Annotated in this window: 16 protein-coding genes; 13 read left to right on the top strand and 3 right to left on the bottom strand. The window is 37.4% G+C overall.

All coding sequences use genetic code 11. The features are described from left to right. Positions 1 to 519 (bottom strand): hypothetical protein, encoded by a 519-nt coding sequence (locus RR062_02520; protein MEG2026585.1) that lies wholly within the window; start codon positions 517 to 519, stop codon positions 1 to 3. A 378-nt stretch (positions 520 to 897) separates the two neighbouring features. Between RR062_02520 and RR062_02515 the strand changes: the two genes are divergently transcribed. The 3 genes from RR062_02515 to RR062_02505 are packed head-to-tail and all read left to right on the top strand — an operon-like array spanning position 898 to position 4,695. Next, positions 898 to 2,022, top strand: a complete 1,125-nt coding sequence (locus tag RR062_02515; protein MEG2026584.1) for a DUF362 domain-containing protein — start codon at positions 898 to 900, stop codon at positions 2,020 to 2,022. A 36-nt stretch (positions 2,023 to 2,058) separates the two neighbouring features. After that, positions 2,059 to 3,222, top strand: a complete 1,164-nt coding sequence (locus RR062_02510) for a lysophospholipid acyltransferase family protein (protein MEG2026583.1) — start codon at positions 2,059 to 2,061, stop codon at positions 3,220 to 3,222. A 12-nt stretch (positions 3,223 to 3,234) separates the two neighbouring features. After that, entirely contained in the window at positions 3,235 to 4,695 is a 1,461-nt protein-coding gene (locus RR062_02505) for a hypothetical protein (protein MEG2026582.1), read from the top strand. Positions 4,696 to 4,900: 205 nt separating this feature from the next. Here RR062_02505 and RR062_02500 read toward each other — a convergent pair whose 3' ends face one another. Further along, complete coding sequence (locus tag RR062_02500; GenBank protein MEG2026581.1) at positions 4,901 to 5,413, bottom strand: LURP-one-related family protein; 513 nt, start codon at positions 5,411 to 5,413, stop codon at positions 4,901 to 4,903. A 116-nt stretch (positions 5,414 to 5,529) separates the two neighbouring features. Between RR062_02500 and RR062_02495 the strand changes: the two genes are divergently transcribed. The 7 genes from RR062_02495 (at position 5,530) to RR062_02465 (ending at position 12,010) form a co-directional block, all read left to right on the top strand. Further along, a complete protein-coding gene (locus tag RR062_02495) occupies positions 5,530 to 6,204 on the top strand; it encodes a ThiF family adenylyltransferase (protein MEG2026580.1) in 675 nt (224 codons plus the stop codon). 28 nt (positions 6,205 to 6,232) lie between these two features. Continuing rightward, positions 6,233 to 6,499, top strand: a complete 267-nt coding sequence (locus RR062_02490; protein MEG2026579.1) for a hypothetical protein — start codon at positions 6,233 to 6,235, stop codon at positions 6,497 to 6,499. 280 nt (positions 6,500 to 6,779) lie between these two features. Beyond that, positions 6,780 to 7,313 carry a helix-turn-helix domain-containing protein gene (locus tag RR062_02485; GenBank protein ID MEG2026578.1) on the top strand — a complete coding sequence of 178 codons (534 nt, stop codon included), beginning with the start codon at positions 6,780 to 6,782 and terminating at the stop codon, positions 7,311 to 7,313. 51 nt (positions 7,314 to 7,364) lie between these two features. Further along, complete coding sequence (locus RR062_02480) at positions 7,365 to 8,846, top strand: ATP-binding cassette domain-containing protein (GenBank protein ID MEG2026577.1); 1,482 nt, start codon at positions 7,365 to 7,367, stop codon at positions 8,844 to 8,846. Beyond that, positions 8,839 to 9,645, top strand: coding sequence for an ABC transporter permease (locus RR062_02475; protein ID MEG2026576.1), 807 nt, complete (start codon positions 8,839 to 8,841; stop codon positions 9,643 to 9,645). Before RR062_02480 ends, RR062_02475 begins: the two co-directional genes overlap by 8 nt. Beyond that, positions 9,645 to 10,451 (top strand): ABC transporter permease, encoded by an 807-nt coding sequence (locus tag RR062_02470; protein ID MEG2026575.1) that lies wholly within the window; start codon positions 9,645 to 9,647, stop codon positions 10,449 to 10,451. The genes RR062_02475 and RR062_02470 overlap by 1 nt, the downstream gene beginning before the upstream one ends. Beyond that, the gene (locus RR062_02465) at positions 10,448 to 12,010 is read left to right on the top strand and encodes an extracellular solute-binding protein (GenBank protein MEG2026574.1); all 1,563 of its coding nucleotides are present in this window, start codon (positions 10,448 to 10,450) and stop codon (positions 12,008 to 12,010) included. The genes RR062_02470 and RR062_02465 overlap by 4 nt, the downstream gene beginning before the upstream one ends. Before the next feature lie 231 nt (positions 12,011 to 12,241). Here the strand turns inward: RR062_02465 and RR062_02460 are convergent, their stop codons facing one another. Next, positions 12,242 to 14,788 (bottom strand): ATP-binding cassette domain-containing protein, encoded by a 2,547-nt coding sequence (locus RR062_02460; GenBank protein MEG2026573.1) that lies wholly within the window; start codon positions 14,786 to 14,788, stop codon positions 12,242 to 12,244. A 206-nt stretch (positions 14,789 to 14,994) separates the two neighbouring features. Here RR062_02460 and RR062_02455 point away from each other — a divergent pair, with 206 nt between their 5' ends. The 3 genes from RR062_02455 to pfkA all read left to right on the top strand — a co-directional run bounded on the left by RR062_02455 (position 14,995) and on the right by pfkA (position 18,758). Beyond that, positions 14,995 to 16,035: an SIS domain-containing protein gene (locus RR062_02455; protein MEG2026572.1), complete on the top strand. Its 1,041-nt coding sequence runs from the start codon at positions 14,995 to 14,997 to the stop codon at positions 16,033 to 16,035. 59 nt (positions 16,036 to 16,094) lie between these two features. Then, complete coding sequence (locus RR062_02450) at positions 16,095 to 17,663, top strand: beta-N-acetylhexosaminidase (protein ID MEG2026571.1); 1,569 nt, start codon at positions 16,095 to 16,097, stop codon at positions 17,661 to 17,663. A gap of 135 nt (positions 17,664 to 17,798) precedes the next feature. After that, positions 17,799 to 18,758, top strand: a complete 960-nt coding sequence (gene pfkA / locus RR062_02445; GenBank protein MEG2026570.1) for a 6-phosphofructokinase — start codon at positions 17,799 to 17,801, stop codon at positions 18,756 to 18,758. The last annotated feature ends 22 nt before the right edge of the window (positions 18,759 to 18,780 follow it).

The raw sequence follows: 18,780 nt of genomic DNA, 5'->3' as shown, positions 1-18,780 counted from the left end.
TTATTGATTAAAACGACTAAATTGAAGATTAATTCTACGAATAAAAAATAAAGAATGAACAATTTGTTGCTTGAAATTTAAAGTAAAAAAAGATTGATTAAAGAAGATTTTTGCGTAGTCTTTGACTCCGCTTATAGAATATATTATTACCGAAACGCTTAGCGCTACAAAAATTTGCGACGCAAGCGTTTGAGCAAGTAGGGCAAGACCTGTTCCGCTTGTTATATTTGAGATTATTTCTCTTACGAATTGAACCTGCGTTTCTGTTAAATAAGACTTAATAAAGTTCGAAACTTCTACATAATTTATAGAAACAAAGATAGAAATTATGCCTACGCCAACAAATAGTAAAAATGCAAATGAAAAATGGCAATCGGCGACAACGGTTTGAGTTGGTTTTTCATTTAAATAAATTTGATTTGGGGCGAAAAAATTCGAACGCTTAATTAACCATAGTATCAAGTCCGCAACTACGGCTATAATAAAGATAATTAAAATAATAAAAAGCGAATTGAGCAAACAAATACCCCCACTTTGTTACAACAACCTCAATACCATATTACAACAAATTGTAAAAAACGCAATAGTTTTTTTAAAAAAATTTACATTATTTTATATAAATTGTTAAAATAGACACAAGTTTTTGTATATAGTTGACAAATTTAGCCGTAAGAATAATTTTTGTAAAATATTTTTCTCGCTAAATTTGCAAATTTAAATAATAACGCTATTGACATTTGCAACCAAAAACTATATACTAACGTTTAATGTATGTAGCAAATTCTTTATTAATTTATGTTAGCGTGCGAAAAAACCGAAGAAAAATAACTTTTAATTAGTCTAACGGCATACGAAATACAATAATATTTACGGGTTAAATTACAAGGAGAAAAATTTATGGCTTCGAAAGTATACTTTACAGATATGCGTGCCGAACCGGGCAATAACCTACTTCAAAAACTTAAAAAACTTATTATTAAGGCAGGTATTGATAATATAGATTTTAACAACAAATACGTAGCTATTAAGGTGCATTTCGGCGAACCCGGCAATATGGCGTATCTTAGACCGAACTACGCAAGAGTTATTGTCGACTACGTCAAGAGCAAGGGTGGCAAACCTTTCTTGACCGACTGCAACACTCTTTATGTTGGCAATCGCAAAGATGCGCTTGAACACTTAACCGCCGCTTATGAGAATGGCTTTAACCCCCTTGTTACTAACTGTCATACTATTATTGCCGACGGACTGCGTGGAACAGACGAACAGTTAGTCGAAGTAGTCGGCGGTACTTATGTCAAGCAAGCAAAAATAGGTAAAGCTATTATGGACGCAGATATATTTATTTCGCTCAATCATTTTAAGGGACACGAAACTGCGGGTTTTGGCGGAGCGATTAAAAATATCGGTATGGGTTGCGGTTCAAGAGCGGGCAAGATGGAACAACATTGCGACGGCAAACCTACCATAAACCTTACTAAGTGTAGAGGTTGCCACAAGTGTTCCACACAATGCGCCCAAGACGCAATTTACTTCAACTGCGACGGCAAAGCGGTAATAAACATTGACAAATGCGTAGGGTGTGGTAGATGTCTAGGCGAATGTAATTTCAACGCAATACATAACAGTAATAATTCTTCGGTTAAATTATTTAATATGAAGATGGCAGAATACGCAAGCGCAGTTTTACGCAATAGACCCAATTTTCATATCAATTTAATTATGGACGTAGCCCCTGTGTGCGACTGTCGTTCGGCAAATGATACTCCAATAGTTGCCGATATAGGTATGCTAGCTTCTTTTGACCCGGTCGCTCTTGACAAAGCTTGCGTAGATAAATGCAATCAAGCGCCCGTTCTTCCCAACAGCCAACTTGCCGAACAACTGGCTAAACACACAGATTTACACGAACACTTTAAAAATACTAATGTAAATAGCGACTGGCAAGCTTGTCTTACGCACTGTCAAGAATTAGGCGTAGGCGAACAAGAATACGAGCTAGTTTCAATAGACAAGCCATAATAAAATATAGCCAGTTAATTTTTAAGAGGCAAACAAATGCAGTGGATACAAAAACGTCATCAAAGGACATATAAATTTTTTGCGCCATTCTTTAAATGTGCGCTTAGAAGGCGTAACTTTACATATTCTAAGCATACTTTGCCGAGCGGTTCGCATTTTATTATTTCTAACCATTTGACTAAGGCAGACCAATTTATGTTGTCAATATTTTTCGGCAAGCTATTATATTTTGTAATGCGTGACGACTTGTCGAGTTTGCCTGTTTTGGGTAAAATTATCAATTATCTTGTCGCTCCTATACCAAAGAGCAAAGTTCATAGCGATATCGCAACTATACGCATAGCAAAAAAGATTGCAAAAGAGGGCGGTAACATTATGCTTTTTCCCGAGGGCAACCTCAGCTTTGACGGTAGACTTTGCGATTTTAGCATCGCAACAAGTAAATTTGCTAAATTACTTAATATTCCAATAGCTGTTGTCAACATTGAAGGCGGTTATGGCGCTATGCCTAGATGGTGTAATAAGCGTCGTAAAGGGTATTTAACGGCAGAAGTAAAAAGAATTATTTCGGTTGAAGAATATTCCGCTCTAACAAGTCAGCAACTGTACGACCTTATTCGTAGCCTACTTGACGTAGATAATTTTAATGCGATTACGCCTTATGTTTCGTCTGCACGAGCGGAATACTTAGAAACATTGCTATATGTTTGCCCACACTGCGGTTTTACACAGTTTGTTTCTAAGGGCAACTTTGTCACTTGTAATACCTGTAAGCGAACCTGGCAATATACCCCTAACCTTACGTTTGAACCGCCCGTACCTTTTAAAAATACAGGCGAGTGGCATAAATATCAGCTTGATTATTTACAAAATATAGATTATAGTAATGATAAGCCAATATTTACCGATACGATTAAAGCCTTAAAATTGAAAATTGCCGGTGGAAAAAATCGTCGTAAGAAACTATTCGGTCGCTCGACTATACAACTTTATTTTAACAAAATAGTCATTTCTTTTTATAATAGGACGCAAACTTTTAATTTTAGCGACATTTCTAGCATAGCTATGTTAGGACGCAACCGCATAGAATTGCTTTTTTGCGATGCCGACTACTTTATTGTGCCTACCAAAAGGCTTAATTCGGTTAAAGTTATTAATTTTTTTGATTATTATAAGGCGCAAGTTAATATTGATAAATAACAAGGAGAGTATATGACAAATTTTTGGGACGGCGATGTTTGGTCGCTTGTTACAACCCTAGCAATTTTGCTAGTTGCGTGTTTGCTGGTAAATATTCTATTTAACACATTTAAGTTTTTGCGTAAGTTATTATTGCCCGTTCCGGTTTTAGCCGGGTTTTTGGTACTTGCTGTGATATTAATCTATAATCTATGCGTACCCGACCACGTAGCAAACCCTTTAATGTCAACCTCTACGCTGGAAATTTTAACCTATCACGGTCTTGGCATAGGCTTTATAGCAATCGCCCTTAAACACCCCACAAGAAAGAAAAGTAAAATAAATAATACCGATGTTGTCAATGCCGGCATCATTACCGTTTCGGGTTATATTCTACAAGGCATTGTTGGACTTGTCATTACGCTAGGTTTGTCTTATATTGTTAGCGGAGTATTTGCAAGTTCGGGTATGATTCTTCCAATGGGCTATGGGCAAGGGCCGGGTCAGGCTTTTATTTGGGGCAAAAATTACGAGGCGTACGGCTTTACTAACGGAGCTAGCTTTGGTCTTGCGGTTGCTTCTTGTGGTTTTATTGCTTCTGCAATAGGCGGAGCGATATATTTGTCACGAATAAAACATAAACAAGGCATTAACCCCGATATTCTTGCAGAACTGCCCGAACAACGCCTTAACCGCACAAAGGCTAGCGTAAGCGTAGATAACTTAACAATACAGTGCGCTTTGATATTCTTAGGTTACATCATTACATATTTAATTATGTCCGGTCTATTTGCCATAATAAAATTAATCGAACCAATGGGCGACGGCTTCTTCACCAAGACTGTCAACCCGCTTATTTGGGGATTTAACTTCTTAATAGGTATGGTTGTCGGCACAGTCATTAAGATAATAGTAATAAAAATTGAAGATAAGAAAGGTATTGAGATACTCGACGACGCTTTGCTTAATCGAGTGTCGGGCTTCTCTTTTGACATAATGATAGTAGCTAGTATGGGCGCAATTAGTCTTTCGGCGTTTTTAAACCCCGAATTTATACTTCCGCTATCTTTAATATGCGTAGCCGGCGGAGTTATTACATACTTCCAAGTGCAATTTTGTTGCAAACGACTTTTCCCGACTTATGTAAACGAAGCGTTTTTGTCAATGTTTGGTATGTTAACAGGCACAGCTAGCACGGGTATGATTTTGCTTAGGCAAATTGACAACGAATATAATACGCCGGCTGCAAATAATCTAGTTTATCAATCTCTATACGCAATCGCTTTTGGTTTCCCGTTGCTACTGCTTATGGGACTAACTCCGCAAGACACACTGGGCGTAAATGGGTGGGCTTTCCTTTCGCTTGCTATAATGGTAGTAATGCTTGCCGTTTACACCGTTATATTATTTAGAAAACAAATATTTAAAAAGAAAGGTCTAGTTTTAAATGCTTCAACTGATACGCAAGAGTCAAGCGACCAAACAACGGAGTAATATGTTAGTTTGCTAGGACTTACAAATTTTAATTTTTATTAATGTATTAATTTTTTAAATTTAAAGGTCGGTAAAATAATTTACCGACCTTTTTATAATGTCATAATAGAAACATTTATTTGTTAGTATCGAACTTGCTGAAACTTACGATATTAACAGCGTGATTACCTAGATATTTAAGTAATTTAGCCTATAAGTAAAAGTTTTAATTGTTAGTATTAGATTTATGTTGATTATACATATCTACGCATAATACCGAACAAAGCGTTAAATCTACTAAACTGCTATCGTTTATTTCTACTTGATATCTATCGGCAAACGATAAACAGCGTTTATCTATAACTGCGACTACAACTGGGTTTTGTTTAGAAGTTGTAACTATATTATAGTCAAGTCCTAGCCAATTTCCGCTAACGTCAAATTTGTCCTCGCCTCTTTTAATGTAAAACCTTTTGCCAAAGCCAATGTGGAATTTTTGTTTAAACTTAGCAATTTTTTCATTATTTCTGTCTAGGATATCAATAGTTGTAAGAAATCTAAACAATCTTCTAACTAGGGTGAAGACGGTATTGCCGTCTTTGTCGAGAAGTCTTAATTTTTTGCCAGCCCAAAAACGTTGTCCGTATATTTTGTATACAAAGTTGCCGTTTTCGTCTAAAATGTCAATGTCTTCTCTTGTAAATGTAAAAAATTTTTGGCTGATAAAATACTTCATAATTTCTCCTTTTAGAACAATTTTTATTATTATATTATAAACTTATGATTTGCAACTGTCAATACATTCTTTACTTAGTTGTTTTTTTGTATTATAATAGTTTTAGCGGAGGGAATACGATGTTTCAAAGAACCGAACTTCTTATAGGCAAAGAGAACTTGGCTAAATTAGCAAGTAGCCGTATTGCTGTCTTTGGACTTGGCGGCGTAGGGGGATATGTTGTCGAGGCGCTTGCAAGGGCAGGCGTAGGGGAGCTTATTCTTATCGACAGCGACAAAATAGATATAAGTAATCTCAACCGTCAAATACTCGCTCTTAATTCCACCATTAATCAATTTAAAGTAGACGTTGCATTTAGCCGTATAGCCGACATTAATCCAAATTGCGTAGTTAAGCCCCATCGACTTTTTGTAGATTCTTCAACAATTAACGATATTGACTTTACTAATCTTACCTTTTGCGTCGACGCTATCGATACCCTTGTAGCCAAAGTTGATATTGTAAAAAAAGCTCAACAATTTAATGTTCCAATTATTTCTTGTATGGGCACAGCCAATCGCACTACCGCAGACTTTGTGATTAAAGACGTATTTAGCACTTCTAATTGTCCGCTTGCAAGTAAATTTAGAACTTTGCTTAGAAAACAGTCAATTAAGAGTTTGCCCGTTCTTGTTTCTCTTTCGCCCGCCGAGGTCAAATGTGTCAATCCGCTTTCGAGCATTTCTTACGCTCCTGCAATAGCCGGACTATTGATAGCCCAATATATAATTAAACATATTATTGATAACAATTAATCTAAATATTTTTGGAGGGACTTAAATTATGTCAAACAAACCAAGTAACGCTTTTACTCTTGTTAGTTTTGTGCTATTTATTCTTTGGGCAATCGGCACAATTCTTAACGCTTTTGGAATTTTTGCCTCAATTTCAAATGTTGTCAACCTCATTTTAAGGTTATTTGCCCTATTTTCAATGGTGTACTGCGCTTACCTTTATTACGTTTCACACAAAACTAAGGTTGTTTGCGTGTTTTTCTGGTGCGCCGTAGTAGTCGGCATAGTAGCCGTAATTTTGCCAATGTTTTTCTAAAAGTAAATTAGCGTAAAACTCATATTTATTGCGTAATGACTAATTTTATCAACAATTTTATCAACAATTTAGGTAAAGCATAGCAAGTATAAGGTTTAACTTAACAAAGTTAAGCCTTATTTTTTTGGCAAAAGGTTTAGTAAAATCAATCAAATTGTTTGCTAAAAACTATATTTTAAAAATATTTAAAAAAAGTTTAGTAAAATCAATCAAATTGTTTGACAACAGTAACTATTTAATATATTGTATTTCTTATAAAATATAGGGGGAAGAATAACGTATGGATATAGGCGCTAAAATTAAGCAAATAAGATTGCAACGTGGACTTACACAAGAGGAACTTGCGTCTAGGTGCGAGTTGACCAAGGGCTACATAAGTCAACTTGAAAATGACCTTGCTTCGCCCTCGATAGCTACCCTAGTAGATATTTTAAATATTCTAGGCGTATCGTTACAATTTTTCTTTTCCGAACAGGTCGACGAACAAGTAGTATTTACCGAAAAAGACTTCTTTATTTCTAACAATGACTCTCACGACCTAATTTGGCTTGTGCCAAATAGCCAAAAAAATCAAATGGAACCTGTAATAGTCGTGCTTGCAGAAAATGGTTCTACCGACCAAAGAGAACCCTTTGAGGGCGAAGAATTTGGTTATGTTTTAGAAGGTCGCATTGCAATAGAGCAAAATGGCAAGACATATAAAGCTAAGCGTGGCGACAGCTTTTACTTAGACGGCAGATATTCGCACACCATTACAAATCGTGGAAAAGGCGTAGCTAAGGCGCTTTGGATAGTCACCCCAAGCAATTTTTGATTAAACAACATATTTTACATACAATCAATACATAAGGAGAGTAATTAAATGGTGCAAAACACTAAAAACGACCGTATTATCGAGTTAAAGAACGTAAGCAAATTTTATGATGGCAACCCCGCAGTTAAGAACATTTCTTTGTCAATTAAGCGTGGCGAATTTGTAACTTTGTTAGGGCCTTCGGGCTGTGGCAAAACAACTACGCTGAGAATGATTGCAGGATTTGAGAATCCTACTTCCGGACAAATATTTTTTGACGGCGAAGATATTACTAAAATACCGCCATATTGCCGAAATATTAATACGGTTTTTCAAAAATATGCGTTGTTTCCCCATCTAAACGTGTTTAACAATATAGCTTTTGGTTTAAAGGTTAAATTAGTGCCAAATGGCGAACCTTATGTTAAAAAAGGCAACACTTACCAAGATATGCGCAAATTAACTAAGCTAGAAATAGCCGAAAAAGTAAACGCTTCGCTTAAAATGGTCGACCTTGAAGACTATGGTTACCGTGCAGTCGACAGCTTGTCGGGTGGTCAGCAACAACGTGTTGCAATCGCTCGTGCTCTTGTCAACGAGCCACAAGTGCTTTTGCTTGACGAACCACTAGGAGCGTTAGACTTAAAGATGCGCAAAGATATGCAACTAGAACTTATGTCAATGCACAAAAAACTAGGCATAACATTTGTCTATGTCACTCACGACCAAGAAGAGGCGCTTACAATGTCGGATACTATCGTAGTTATGGAAAGAGGCATTATTCAACAAATTGGCGCTCCGCAAAAAATTTACGACGAGCCCGCTAACGCTTTTGTCGCCGACTTTATAGGCGAAAGCAATATATTTACCGGTATTATGAACGAAGACTACAAGGTAAGTTTCTTAGACGGCGTTTACGAATGCGTTGACAAAGGCTTTAAAAAGAATGAGCCAATCGACGTAATTATTCGCCCCGAAGATATTAAAATTGTAAATGTCGACTCTCCTAAGTGTATGCTTGTTACCGAAGTAATCAGTTCGGTATTTAAAGGCACGTATTACCAAACTACTTGCCTAACTCATAATGCCGACCCTAGCGAACGAAACGAAATGTTAGTTCACGACAATGTCGAATGTAAGGTCGGGCAAGATATAGGACTATACGTCAAGCCTTTTGACTTACACATAATGCGCAAGTCTAGGGTAGTCAACACTATCGAAACAACTATGTACGAACCTAACGTTGTTACAATTTGTGGCGGTCGCTTTGATTGCAACGCAGATTTACCAAGCGACACTGCGGTTTCGGTTGCCATAGAATTTGACGACGTTCTTCTTTGCGACGACGAAAACGACGGAACAATAGCCGGTGAAGTTACCGATATGATATATAAGGGCAGTTATTATCTTGCAATAGTTCGTACCGACGACTACTATGAGTTTTTCGTAGATACCGAAGACGAATGGCTTAAAGGCGATAGAGTAGGTATTTCTATCAATAAAGATAAAATTAGAGTTACTCAAATAGAGGTTGAGGAGGTTGCAAATGATTAAAAATTTGTCTGCGAAGCGTAGGTTTTACACCTTAAAGCGTAGAACTTTTTCCTATCCTTACCTACTATTTATGATGGTATTTATAGTAATTCCTCTTGTGTTAGTGCTTGTCAACGCTTTTATGGTAGACGGACATATAAGTTTTTCTAACTTTGTTGACTTTTTTGCCGATAGCACAGGGTTTAGCGTGCTTGTCAATTCGCTTGTAATAGGGCTTGCAACAACAATGTTTTGTCTTGCGCTTGGTTACCCCGTTGCGTATTTATTGGCAAAATATCACGCAGGAAATAAGATACTCGTACTTTTATTTATTCTACCTATGTGGGTAAACTTTTTAATAAGAACACTATCTATTAAGACAATTTTTCTTGCCCTTGACGTAAAACTAGGTATGGGGACGGTCTTTTTTGGTATGGTATATAATTACCTACCCTTTATGATATTGCCTTTACACACCGTTTTGTCGGGCATTGACAAGTCTTACTACGAGGCTGCGCAAGACCTAGGCTTAGACGACTTTGGCGTCTTTTTAAAGACTACGCTACCTATGTCAATACCCGGTATTCTTTCGGGAATAACCATGGTCTTTATTCCTACTATTTCGACTTTTGCAATTTCGGAGTTGCTTAGCAATCGTCAAATTTTCTTATTTGGCGACTCAATCAACACTAAATTTATGCAAGATATGTACGGGGTCGGTAGTGTTATGAGTTTAGTTATGCTTTTGCTTGTAGTAGTATCTAATTTGGTGCTTACAAGATTTGGCGACACTAAGGATAAGGGAGGGGCAATTTTATAATGAAGAAATTAAAAAGATTTTTTGGCGAAAGTTACCTTGCCCTAATACTTACTTTGCTATATTTGCCAATTCTGGTAATAATTGTATTCTCTTTTTCGGGCAACAGCAATTTTACATTTAGTCAAGGGTTTACTTTTTCGGCGTACGTAGATATATTTACTTCAAGCAAGACTCAAACTTTGTTGTCGGCGCTTAAAAATACCTTGTTTATAGCTATAACTTCTTCGCTAATTGCAACATTATTAGGCACTTTTGCCGCTGTTGGTATGCACTACTTAGGCAAACGCAGTAAGAAACTTGCGCTTTCGGTAAATCAACTTCCAATGGTAAATAGCGAGATAGTTATGGCTGTTTCGCTTATGATATTCTTTGTAACTTTTTCTTTTCCGCAAGGTTACGTAAGACTAATACTGGGTCATATCTCATTTTGCACGCCCTATGTCGTGCTTTCGGTTATGCCAAGACTTGCTCAAATGAACCCTAATTTATATGAAGCTGCGCTTGACTTAGGCGTAAGACCGTTTAAAGCTATGTTTAAGGTAATATTCCCTTATGTTTTACCGGGTGTAATTTCGGGTTTTGTAATGGCGTTTACATTATCTATGGACGACTTTATCATAACTCAAATCAACAAGGGACAAACGGGTATAGAAACTTTGTCGACTTATATCTATGAGGACGCAAGATTAAAGAGCCTTGAACCGTTTTGGTTTGCAATATTTAGCATATTGTTTGTAGTTGTGCTTGCGCTACTGCTAATTGCAAATTTAAAGCGTTCAAGCAAAGGCAAGGAGGTAGCGGTATGAAAAAGGCACTTTCGATTATTATACTTATAGTTCTTCTTTCAACCACCCTACTCACTTTTACCGCTTGCGCAGAAGAAGCCGATATTCTTACAATTTACAACTGGGCAGACTATATTTACGACTATGAAGACGATTTTATGGCGTTTTATAAAGAAAAGACAGGGCGAGACGTTATTCTTAAATATGTAACATTTGACACTAACGAAACAATGCTCACTAAAATTATGAATAACGACGCTAGTATCGACGTAGCTTGTCCGTCCGAATACGCTATACAAAAATTACTTGTAGCTGATAAATTATTGAAGATTGATTATTTTAACGACCCATTCTACACTAATTCCGGCAACGTCGAACCCGATATAGTAAACAAAGTAAAAGAAAGTTTTGCCGATTATACCGCAAGCACAGGAATAGACCTTACAGAATATTTTGTGCCGTATATGTATGGCACGCTAGGTATTCTATTTAATGCCGATGTAATTACTAGGGAACAAGCTGAACAAGCCGGCTGGGGGTTACTGTGGAATAAGAATGCAAACGGTTTGGTTAGTCAAGATATTCTAGGTAAAATTTATATGAAAGATAGCATACGTGACGCTTATGCGGCAACCTTACTATACCTTAAAGAATACGATATGTTACCCGAAAAATATACTAAACTAACGGTTGAACAACTGATTAATACTATTGACGATACCCTGTTACAGCTTTCGCAAGATGTTTTAATCGAGCAGAAGGACCAACTATATGGTTATGAGGTTGACTTTGGCAAGAATGAAATGATTGCAAAGCAAGCGCTCGTTGACCTTGCTTGGTCGGGCGACGCAATGTACGCCATCGAGGAAGCCGAAGCAGTCGGCATTAATCTTGACTATATTATTCCCAAAGTTGGCGGTAACGTATGGTTTGACGGTTGGGTAATACCTACGACTTGTAAAAATCTAGAAGGCGCAAAAATATTTATTGACTTTTTAAATAGCACCTCGGTAGGTATGTACAATATGATGGAGATAGGGTATACTAGCGCAGTAAATAGAGACTTAATACAACAGGACGAGAATGCTCTATCTATTTATTATGAAGTATACGAAGTTTACGAGGACGCCGAACTTAACTTAGCCGAAGATATCTTTGACGATATTCATCAAAAAGTTGTCGACGTTACGGCTAATGCAAGAGAAGATAGACAAGCCGAAACAACTAACGACCAGTTTGAAATTGACCTAGCTACCAAATTGCTTGAAGTTTTGCCCGATAGCTATACTCACGAAATAGTATTAGACGCTTTGCAAACCGCAAGAGACGATTCGCTTGACTATTTCTTTAACGACTTGCGTCGTTATCCAACAATAGACGACCCTACGCTAGGCGTTATGCACGATTTTGGCGATAAGAACGCTTCGGTAGTAACTATGTGGGAAAAAGTTCGTTCTACCGGTATATCTCCTTGGGCGTTACTGCTCTATGTGCTTGCATTCTGCGTTGCCGTAGTAGGCGTTATGGTTGCGGTTTATTATATTAGAGCTTATCGCAAAAAAAGAGTTAAACTTGATTAAATAATAAAAATATAGTATTTTAAATTTTGTATTAAAAAGACGCTTGTAAATATTTACAAGCGTCTTTTATTGTTATAGTTACATTTGTTTAATTATTTTGGTTTTACCCGAGTAGCGCTACCAAACAAATTTTGTCTGTCTTGCTTTTACAACGTATTTATTTTGTTTGTCTTGCGTTAAGTTTATAAGGTTAAGGCATCAAGACTATATCTAGATTAGTCTAAACATTGTTTATTCTGTTCTTAGAGCGGTTACGGGGTCTTTGTTGCTTGCAATGCGGGCGGGTATTACGCCTGCAAATACCGTTAATACAAAGCTTATGCCTACGAGCATAAGAGCGTGCAAGGGGTTAAGCATTGCTAGCGAAGACAGTAGCGGAGCAACTGAGGACATTATTAGGTTGATAATAAGACTTAGGAAATAGCTTATTCCAATACCCAGTACGCCTGCTACAAGCCCGATTATAAAAGTTTCGGAGATAAATACGACCATAATATCTTTTTTGCTAGCGCCTAAACTACGCAATACGCCGATTTCTCTTGTGCGCTCTACAACAGATACATAAGTAATTATCCCTATCATAATACTGCTAACAACAAGTGAAATTGCCGCAAAAGCTATTAAAACATAGCTAATGCCGTCAATCAATATGCCCATATAATTTGTAAGTAGCCCGGTAGGGTCATAAATAAGTATTTGGTCTTTTTCTTCTTTGTCCTTGTTAAATTCGTCAATCGTATTAAGAACTTTTGCTTTTGACTCAAAGTCTTTTGCGTAGATATATATTTTTGAAGGCATATCGCTTAGCCCAAGAATTTTAGAAGTCGTTTGCCAATTTTCGTTTACGCTACTTGGCAAAAAGTGCGGATAGAATTCGCCCTTAGTTTTGGGGTCTTTTACCGCCGTTATATTTGAAGTTGTCGAAGACGTTTTAATACAAATAGCGTCGGCTTTTTCGTAATCTTTAATAAGTTGCTGGCTATTTGTTGTTTCGAGCATTTTGTCGGTAAGCATAGGGGTATATATTATTCCGGTGTTGAAATGTGGAGAAGGCGAATTAAATTTAGCTCTAACTACACCGCTAATAGTTAGCGTAATCGCTTGCTTATCTTGATACATTTCTTCGATATTTTTATTTTGCGTCAAGGTAATTATATTAAGATTTTTATCTTCTTTTTGCAAGGTTTCAAACGAATATTTATAGAATAAACTATTAGGTAGCACGGTTATTGTCTTGCCTACAAAGTCGCTTGTTTTAAAGCCGAGTTTAATTTGTTCTTGACTAAATCCCATCGCTTCAAGCACGGTTTTATCAACTTTATTATATTCGTCAACCACAAGCCCAATTTGGTTTTCTTTTGTTGGAAATTCTCCGTCAAGCGTGTCGTAGTTGTCGGTGATAAAAGATGTTTCTTTAATTAAACTTGTCCAATTTATAGAAGAATACATTGCGTTAAAGCTATCGACATAACGCATATATTTACTTAAATCCATTGTCGCCATCATTTCGGCGATAGAATAGTATGGGACGGAAATTTTTTGAAGTTCGCCGTTTTGGTCAAAGCCTTTGCGCATAAACATATTTAGTTGTAGTCCGCTGTTATAAGTTGCCACTTTAATAAAGTTTTTGGTATTTTCTTTAAGATATTCGATAAATTCGGGGGTAAAATTATTAGTATGTTGTAGGTCGCTTGCAACGTCGCCAACGTCTTCCCAAGAAACATCTCCGCCTGCGGTAATTCCGCTTTGGTCAATATCCGGATAAGCGTCTTGCGGGGGTTTAGGTTTTTCTTGCGAGTTTCCGCCCATAATATTGTGAATATTTTCAAAGTCTAACGCTTGACTTTTTAATATTGAAGAATAAATTGTAACTGGGGCGTTAGACATAGTATTTTGCTGTAAGCTGTCAATAAATATGCTAAATCCGTTAGAAACAGCAAGCACAAGGGCAATACCTATTATGCCAATGCTACCGGCAAAACTCGTAAGGAAGGTTCTTGTCCGTTTGGTAATTAAATTACGCATACTCAATTTGAAAGAGGTTGCGATTGACATTTTTGTTTTTTTAGGTCGCTCGCCATTTGTTATTACGGCGTCGTCTTGCGCTAACGGCGAACTGTCGCTTACAATTTTGCCGTCAAGAAGATTGATTATTCGTGTCGAATATGCTTGCGCAAGGTAAGTATTATGCGTAACCATTATTACTAATTTATCTTTTGCAATTTCTTTAAGTAGGTCAAGTACTTGTTGGCTTGTTACGCTATCTAATGCGCCGGTCGGCTCGTCGGCAAGGATAATTTCCGGGTCGTTTACAATCGCCCTTGCTATTGCAACCCTTTGCATTTGTCCGCCCGAAAGTTGATTAGGGTATTTTTTTAATTGATTGGCAAGACCTACTTTTTCAAGCGCAAGTTTTGCCTTTTGCAAACGTTCTTGTTTGTCCATTCCGGCAAGCGTAAGCGATAGCTCGACGTTTTGCAAAACATTTTGGTGAGGTATTAAATTGTAGGTTTGAAAGACAAAACCGATAGAGTTGTTGCGATAAGCGTCCCAATCTCGTTCGAAATAATCTTTGGTAGATATGCCGTCAATTACCAAATCGCCCGAGGTATACCTATCTAATCCGCCGATAATATTTAACAGTGTTGTTTTTCCGCAACCGGAAGGACCAAGTATAGAAACGAACTCATTCTTCTTAAACGTCACCGATATGTCGTCTAATGCGGTAACGCTATTTGCGCCAGTATAGATTTTTGTTATGTTTTTAATTTGTAACATATTACACCCGCTTATAGTAAGATTTTCATTTATTATATCACAAATTGTCAAACGCTATAACAAATTTTGGTGAAACTTTCAAAATGCTTTAATAAAAAGAATTGAAAAATTATTAATGTATGGTAAAATATATATAAATAATCAGTTATTTAGTACACAATAGACCTAACAAGAATATAATTGATAATATAGTAGGGAGGTATAATATGGAAACAATTATGTATAGAGAAATACTTTCTCAAAGTAAAGTATTAAAGAATACTTATGAGACTAATCAAGAGTTAGCCCAAAGGTTAGCCAAGAATATAAAAGATAAAAAAATAAAGCAAATTTTTGTAGTAGCTAGGGGTAGTAGCAACAATGCGTGTATGTATTTCAAATATCTATGCGAGATTTTAGTTGGTATACCAGTAAATTTTGTTAACCCTTCGGTTATTACCGCATACAAAGGCAAATTAGATATGTCTAACTCGGTAGTAATAGGCGTATCCCAAAGTGGCAAAGCGCTTGACGTACAATTAGTATTGTTTGAGGCAAGCAAACAAGGCGCAACTTGCGTAGCAGTGACTAACAGTCTTACCAGTTCGCTTTCGCTTACTACGCAGTACCATTTCTATTTAGATGTCGAGGAAGAAATTAGCGTTGCCGCAACCAAGACTTTTACGGCGCAGATGTTAGTTTTGCAAATGATAGTTTTTGCCCTTGCCGACGAAAAGACGCATTTGCCGTCAAAGCTTCCGATTTTGCCTAGCTTGCTTGATAGCACTTTCGAGCTTGCGCCACAGCTTGATATTTTAGCCGACAAACTACTTGTCGCAAAAGAATTGTTTGTGCTTTCTAGGGGATTAGCCCTTGCGGTTGGCGACGAAATAGCCCTTAAACTTCAAGAGACTTGCTATTTAAACGCTCGCAGTTACGCTATTTCTAACTTCCATCACGGTCCGTTTGCCTTAGTTAACGCAGATAGCAATATTCTCTTAATAGCTTTAAATGGTCAAACTTATCTAGATAATCAAGAAATTTTTAACAAACTCAGTTCGGTCGGTTGCAATATATATACTATTTCACAATCGCAAGAGCTTGTTTCGTCAAGCGCTTTTGGCGTGCTTTTACCCGAATGCGACCAATTCTACGCTCCGTTTAGCGCCGTTGTCGCAGGACAGTTACTGGCAAATAGCTTGTCGCTCAAACGCTCTCTCAACCCCGACAGTCCTAGGGGGCTAAGCAAAGTGACAATAACCAAGTAATTTTATTAATTTGCTTATATATATTTTAATGTTTTAATATACAAAAGGAGGCTTTGCAAATGAATAATTTAATACCCCGCCCCAACTTTTTTAAACATAAAGAAGGGCAATTTATTGTAGATAAGTCAGTCGGCGTTACTTCATGCGAACAATTTAAGGAAGTAAAATTGCTGTTAGAGAATCTAATTAGCAAGTCAATAGGCTCTACCTTGCAAGGCGAAAAAGGTATAGAAATTATTTGTGAGCCGACGCTTGACGTCGAGGCGTACGCCATTAAAGTTACCCCTACGCTTATTACTCTGTCTGCTTCTACCGTTCGTGGAGCAATATGGGGGCTTCAAACGCTAAGGCAGATTGCAAATTTAGATTTTTCGCATAAATCGTCAATTATTTTAAACTGTTTTCAACTAAAAGATAAACCACGATTTTCTTATAGAGGATTACATTTTGACATAGCTAGACACTTTTTTGATAAGCTAGAAATTATGCGTTTAATCGACCTTGCCTCTCGTGTTAAAATAAATGTCTTGCATTTGCATTTAAGCGACGACCAAGGCTGGCGAATGCAAATTGACGGCTACCCCGAGCTTACCAACAACAGCGCTTGTGTAATAAATTATGCGAAGTCAAATCGACAAGAGCAAGACGGTAAAGTATCTTGTGGTTTTTTGACCAAACAAGACTTAAAAGAAATTATTGCTTACGCCCAAAAATTAGGCGTAGACATTATGCCCGAGATAGATTTCCCCGGTCATACGCAGGCTCTACTTATGGCTATGCCCGAGTTATCTTGCGAAAGCAAACAAATTAGTTTGTGGGAAAGTTGGGGCGTATCTAAACATATTCTTTGCGCAGGCAACGTTAAGGTGTACAAAGTTTTAGAAGATATTTTTAGTCAAGTTTGCGAGCTATTTCCATATCCTTATATTCATATCGGCGGTGACGAAGCGCCCAAAGACGAGTGGAAGAAATGTTCTAAATGCAAGGCAAAACTAAACGAACTAGGACTTGCAAACTATGAGCAACTACAAAGCTATATGTTTAATTATATTGAAAAGTTCTTGCAATCACGAGGTAAAATTGTAGTTGGTTGGAACGAATGTTTGAGCGACAAGCTGTCAAATTCGGTTGTAGTCGAGCATTGGACAAGTCGACTTATGCGTTCTAGGCAAGATACGATTAAACACATAAATAGAGGTCGAAAGGCAATTATAGCTTACTTTACCTCAACTTATCTTGATTATTCTTACGCTATGACGCCTATTTCTAGGGTATATAATTTTAACCCTATATTTAAAGGCATTACCAAACAGGGCGAGAAAAACGTCTTGGGTATGGAGTGCTGTGTCTGGACGGAACATATTCCAAATCGAAAAAAACTTGATTTTAATCTTTTTCCTCGTCTATACGCTTTTGCCGAGAATGCGTGGAGCGGGTCAACCGACTACGCTCAATTTGTAGCAAGACTACAAAATTATTACCACACGCTAGATGTTTTGGGTGTAGAATATGCTCGGGGCTACGAATTTAAGGGTCGCAATCTTGTAACAGCTATGAAAGCCTTAGCCAAAGACGCTTATTGCGAATTTAACAAACAGCAAAACGCTCAAATAAAAGAAAAGAAATAACTAATAGAGGAAATTAGTCGTAAAAAAGTAATGGCAAACAAAAAAGCAAAGTAATATTAGCAAAGTAAAATAAATTTAAAGTATTAAAATTCTTAATCAATAAATATATACAAAAGAATTTGTAAAGAGGTAAAAATGAAAAAAATTGGTGTTTTAACAAGCGGTGGCGACGCTCCGGGTATGAATGCGGCGTTAAGAGCTTTTGTAAGATATGCTATCAATCAAGGCATTGACGTTTACGGCATTGAAAGGGGCTACGAAGGGCTTCTTAAAGGCAATTATCAACAACTTAATCGCCGTAGCGTGTCGGATATTCTTCAACGAGGCGGTACGATATTAAAGACGGCTCGTTCGGCAGAATTTATGACCAAAGAGGGCTTAGCGTTAGCTTGTGACAGAATAAGAGAAGCTCAACTAGAAGGCTTATGCGTTATCGGCGGCGACGGTACTTTTGCAGGCGCAAACGAACTCGCCAAAGCTAGCGGTATTGCAATTGCGGGTATTCCCGGCACAATCGACAATGACTTAGCTTATACCGACTATACTTTGGGTTTTGACACCGCAGTCAATACTATTCTTGACGCTATCAACAAGCTTCGTGACACTATGACTTCTCACGATAGGGCTTGCTTTGTGCAAACTATGGGTAGGCGTTGTGGCGATTTAGCCCTGTACGCAGGCATCGCAGGGGGAGCTGAGGCTATTCTTGTTCCCGAAGTGGAATACGACGTAACTAAGCTTGCCGACCTTGTGCTTGCCAACTACAAAAAAGGCAAAACAAGCGATATTATTGTAGTAGCCGAAGGCGCAGGCAAGGCGGAAGAACTTGCAATCGTGCTTAAAGCCTTGACAAAAATTTCAATGCGTAGCGTAGTGCTTGGGCATATACAACGAGGCGGAAGCCCGACTTTGCAAGATAGACTCCTTGGCGCAAGGTTTGGCGTTGAAGCTGTAAAAGTTCTACAAAAAAATCAAGTTCAAGTTGTAGGCATAAAGAACAATAAAATAATAACCTTAGATATTGACAAAGCGCTTTCAATGAAGAAGGTCTTTGACAAGAAACTTTTAAATATTGCAAATATTCTTGCCGAATAGTTTATTTTAATTTATATTAATT

The organism is Clostridia bacterium (genome assembly GCA_036654455.1).
In the GTDB taxonomy this organism is placed as follows: Bacteria; Bacillota; Clostridia; order Christensenellales; family CAG-314; genus JAVVRZ01.
Note: the sequence above shows the minus strand (reverse complement) of the source record. Positions and strands in the feature narration are given on the sequence as shown.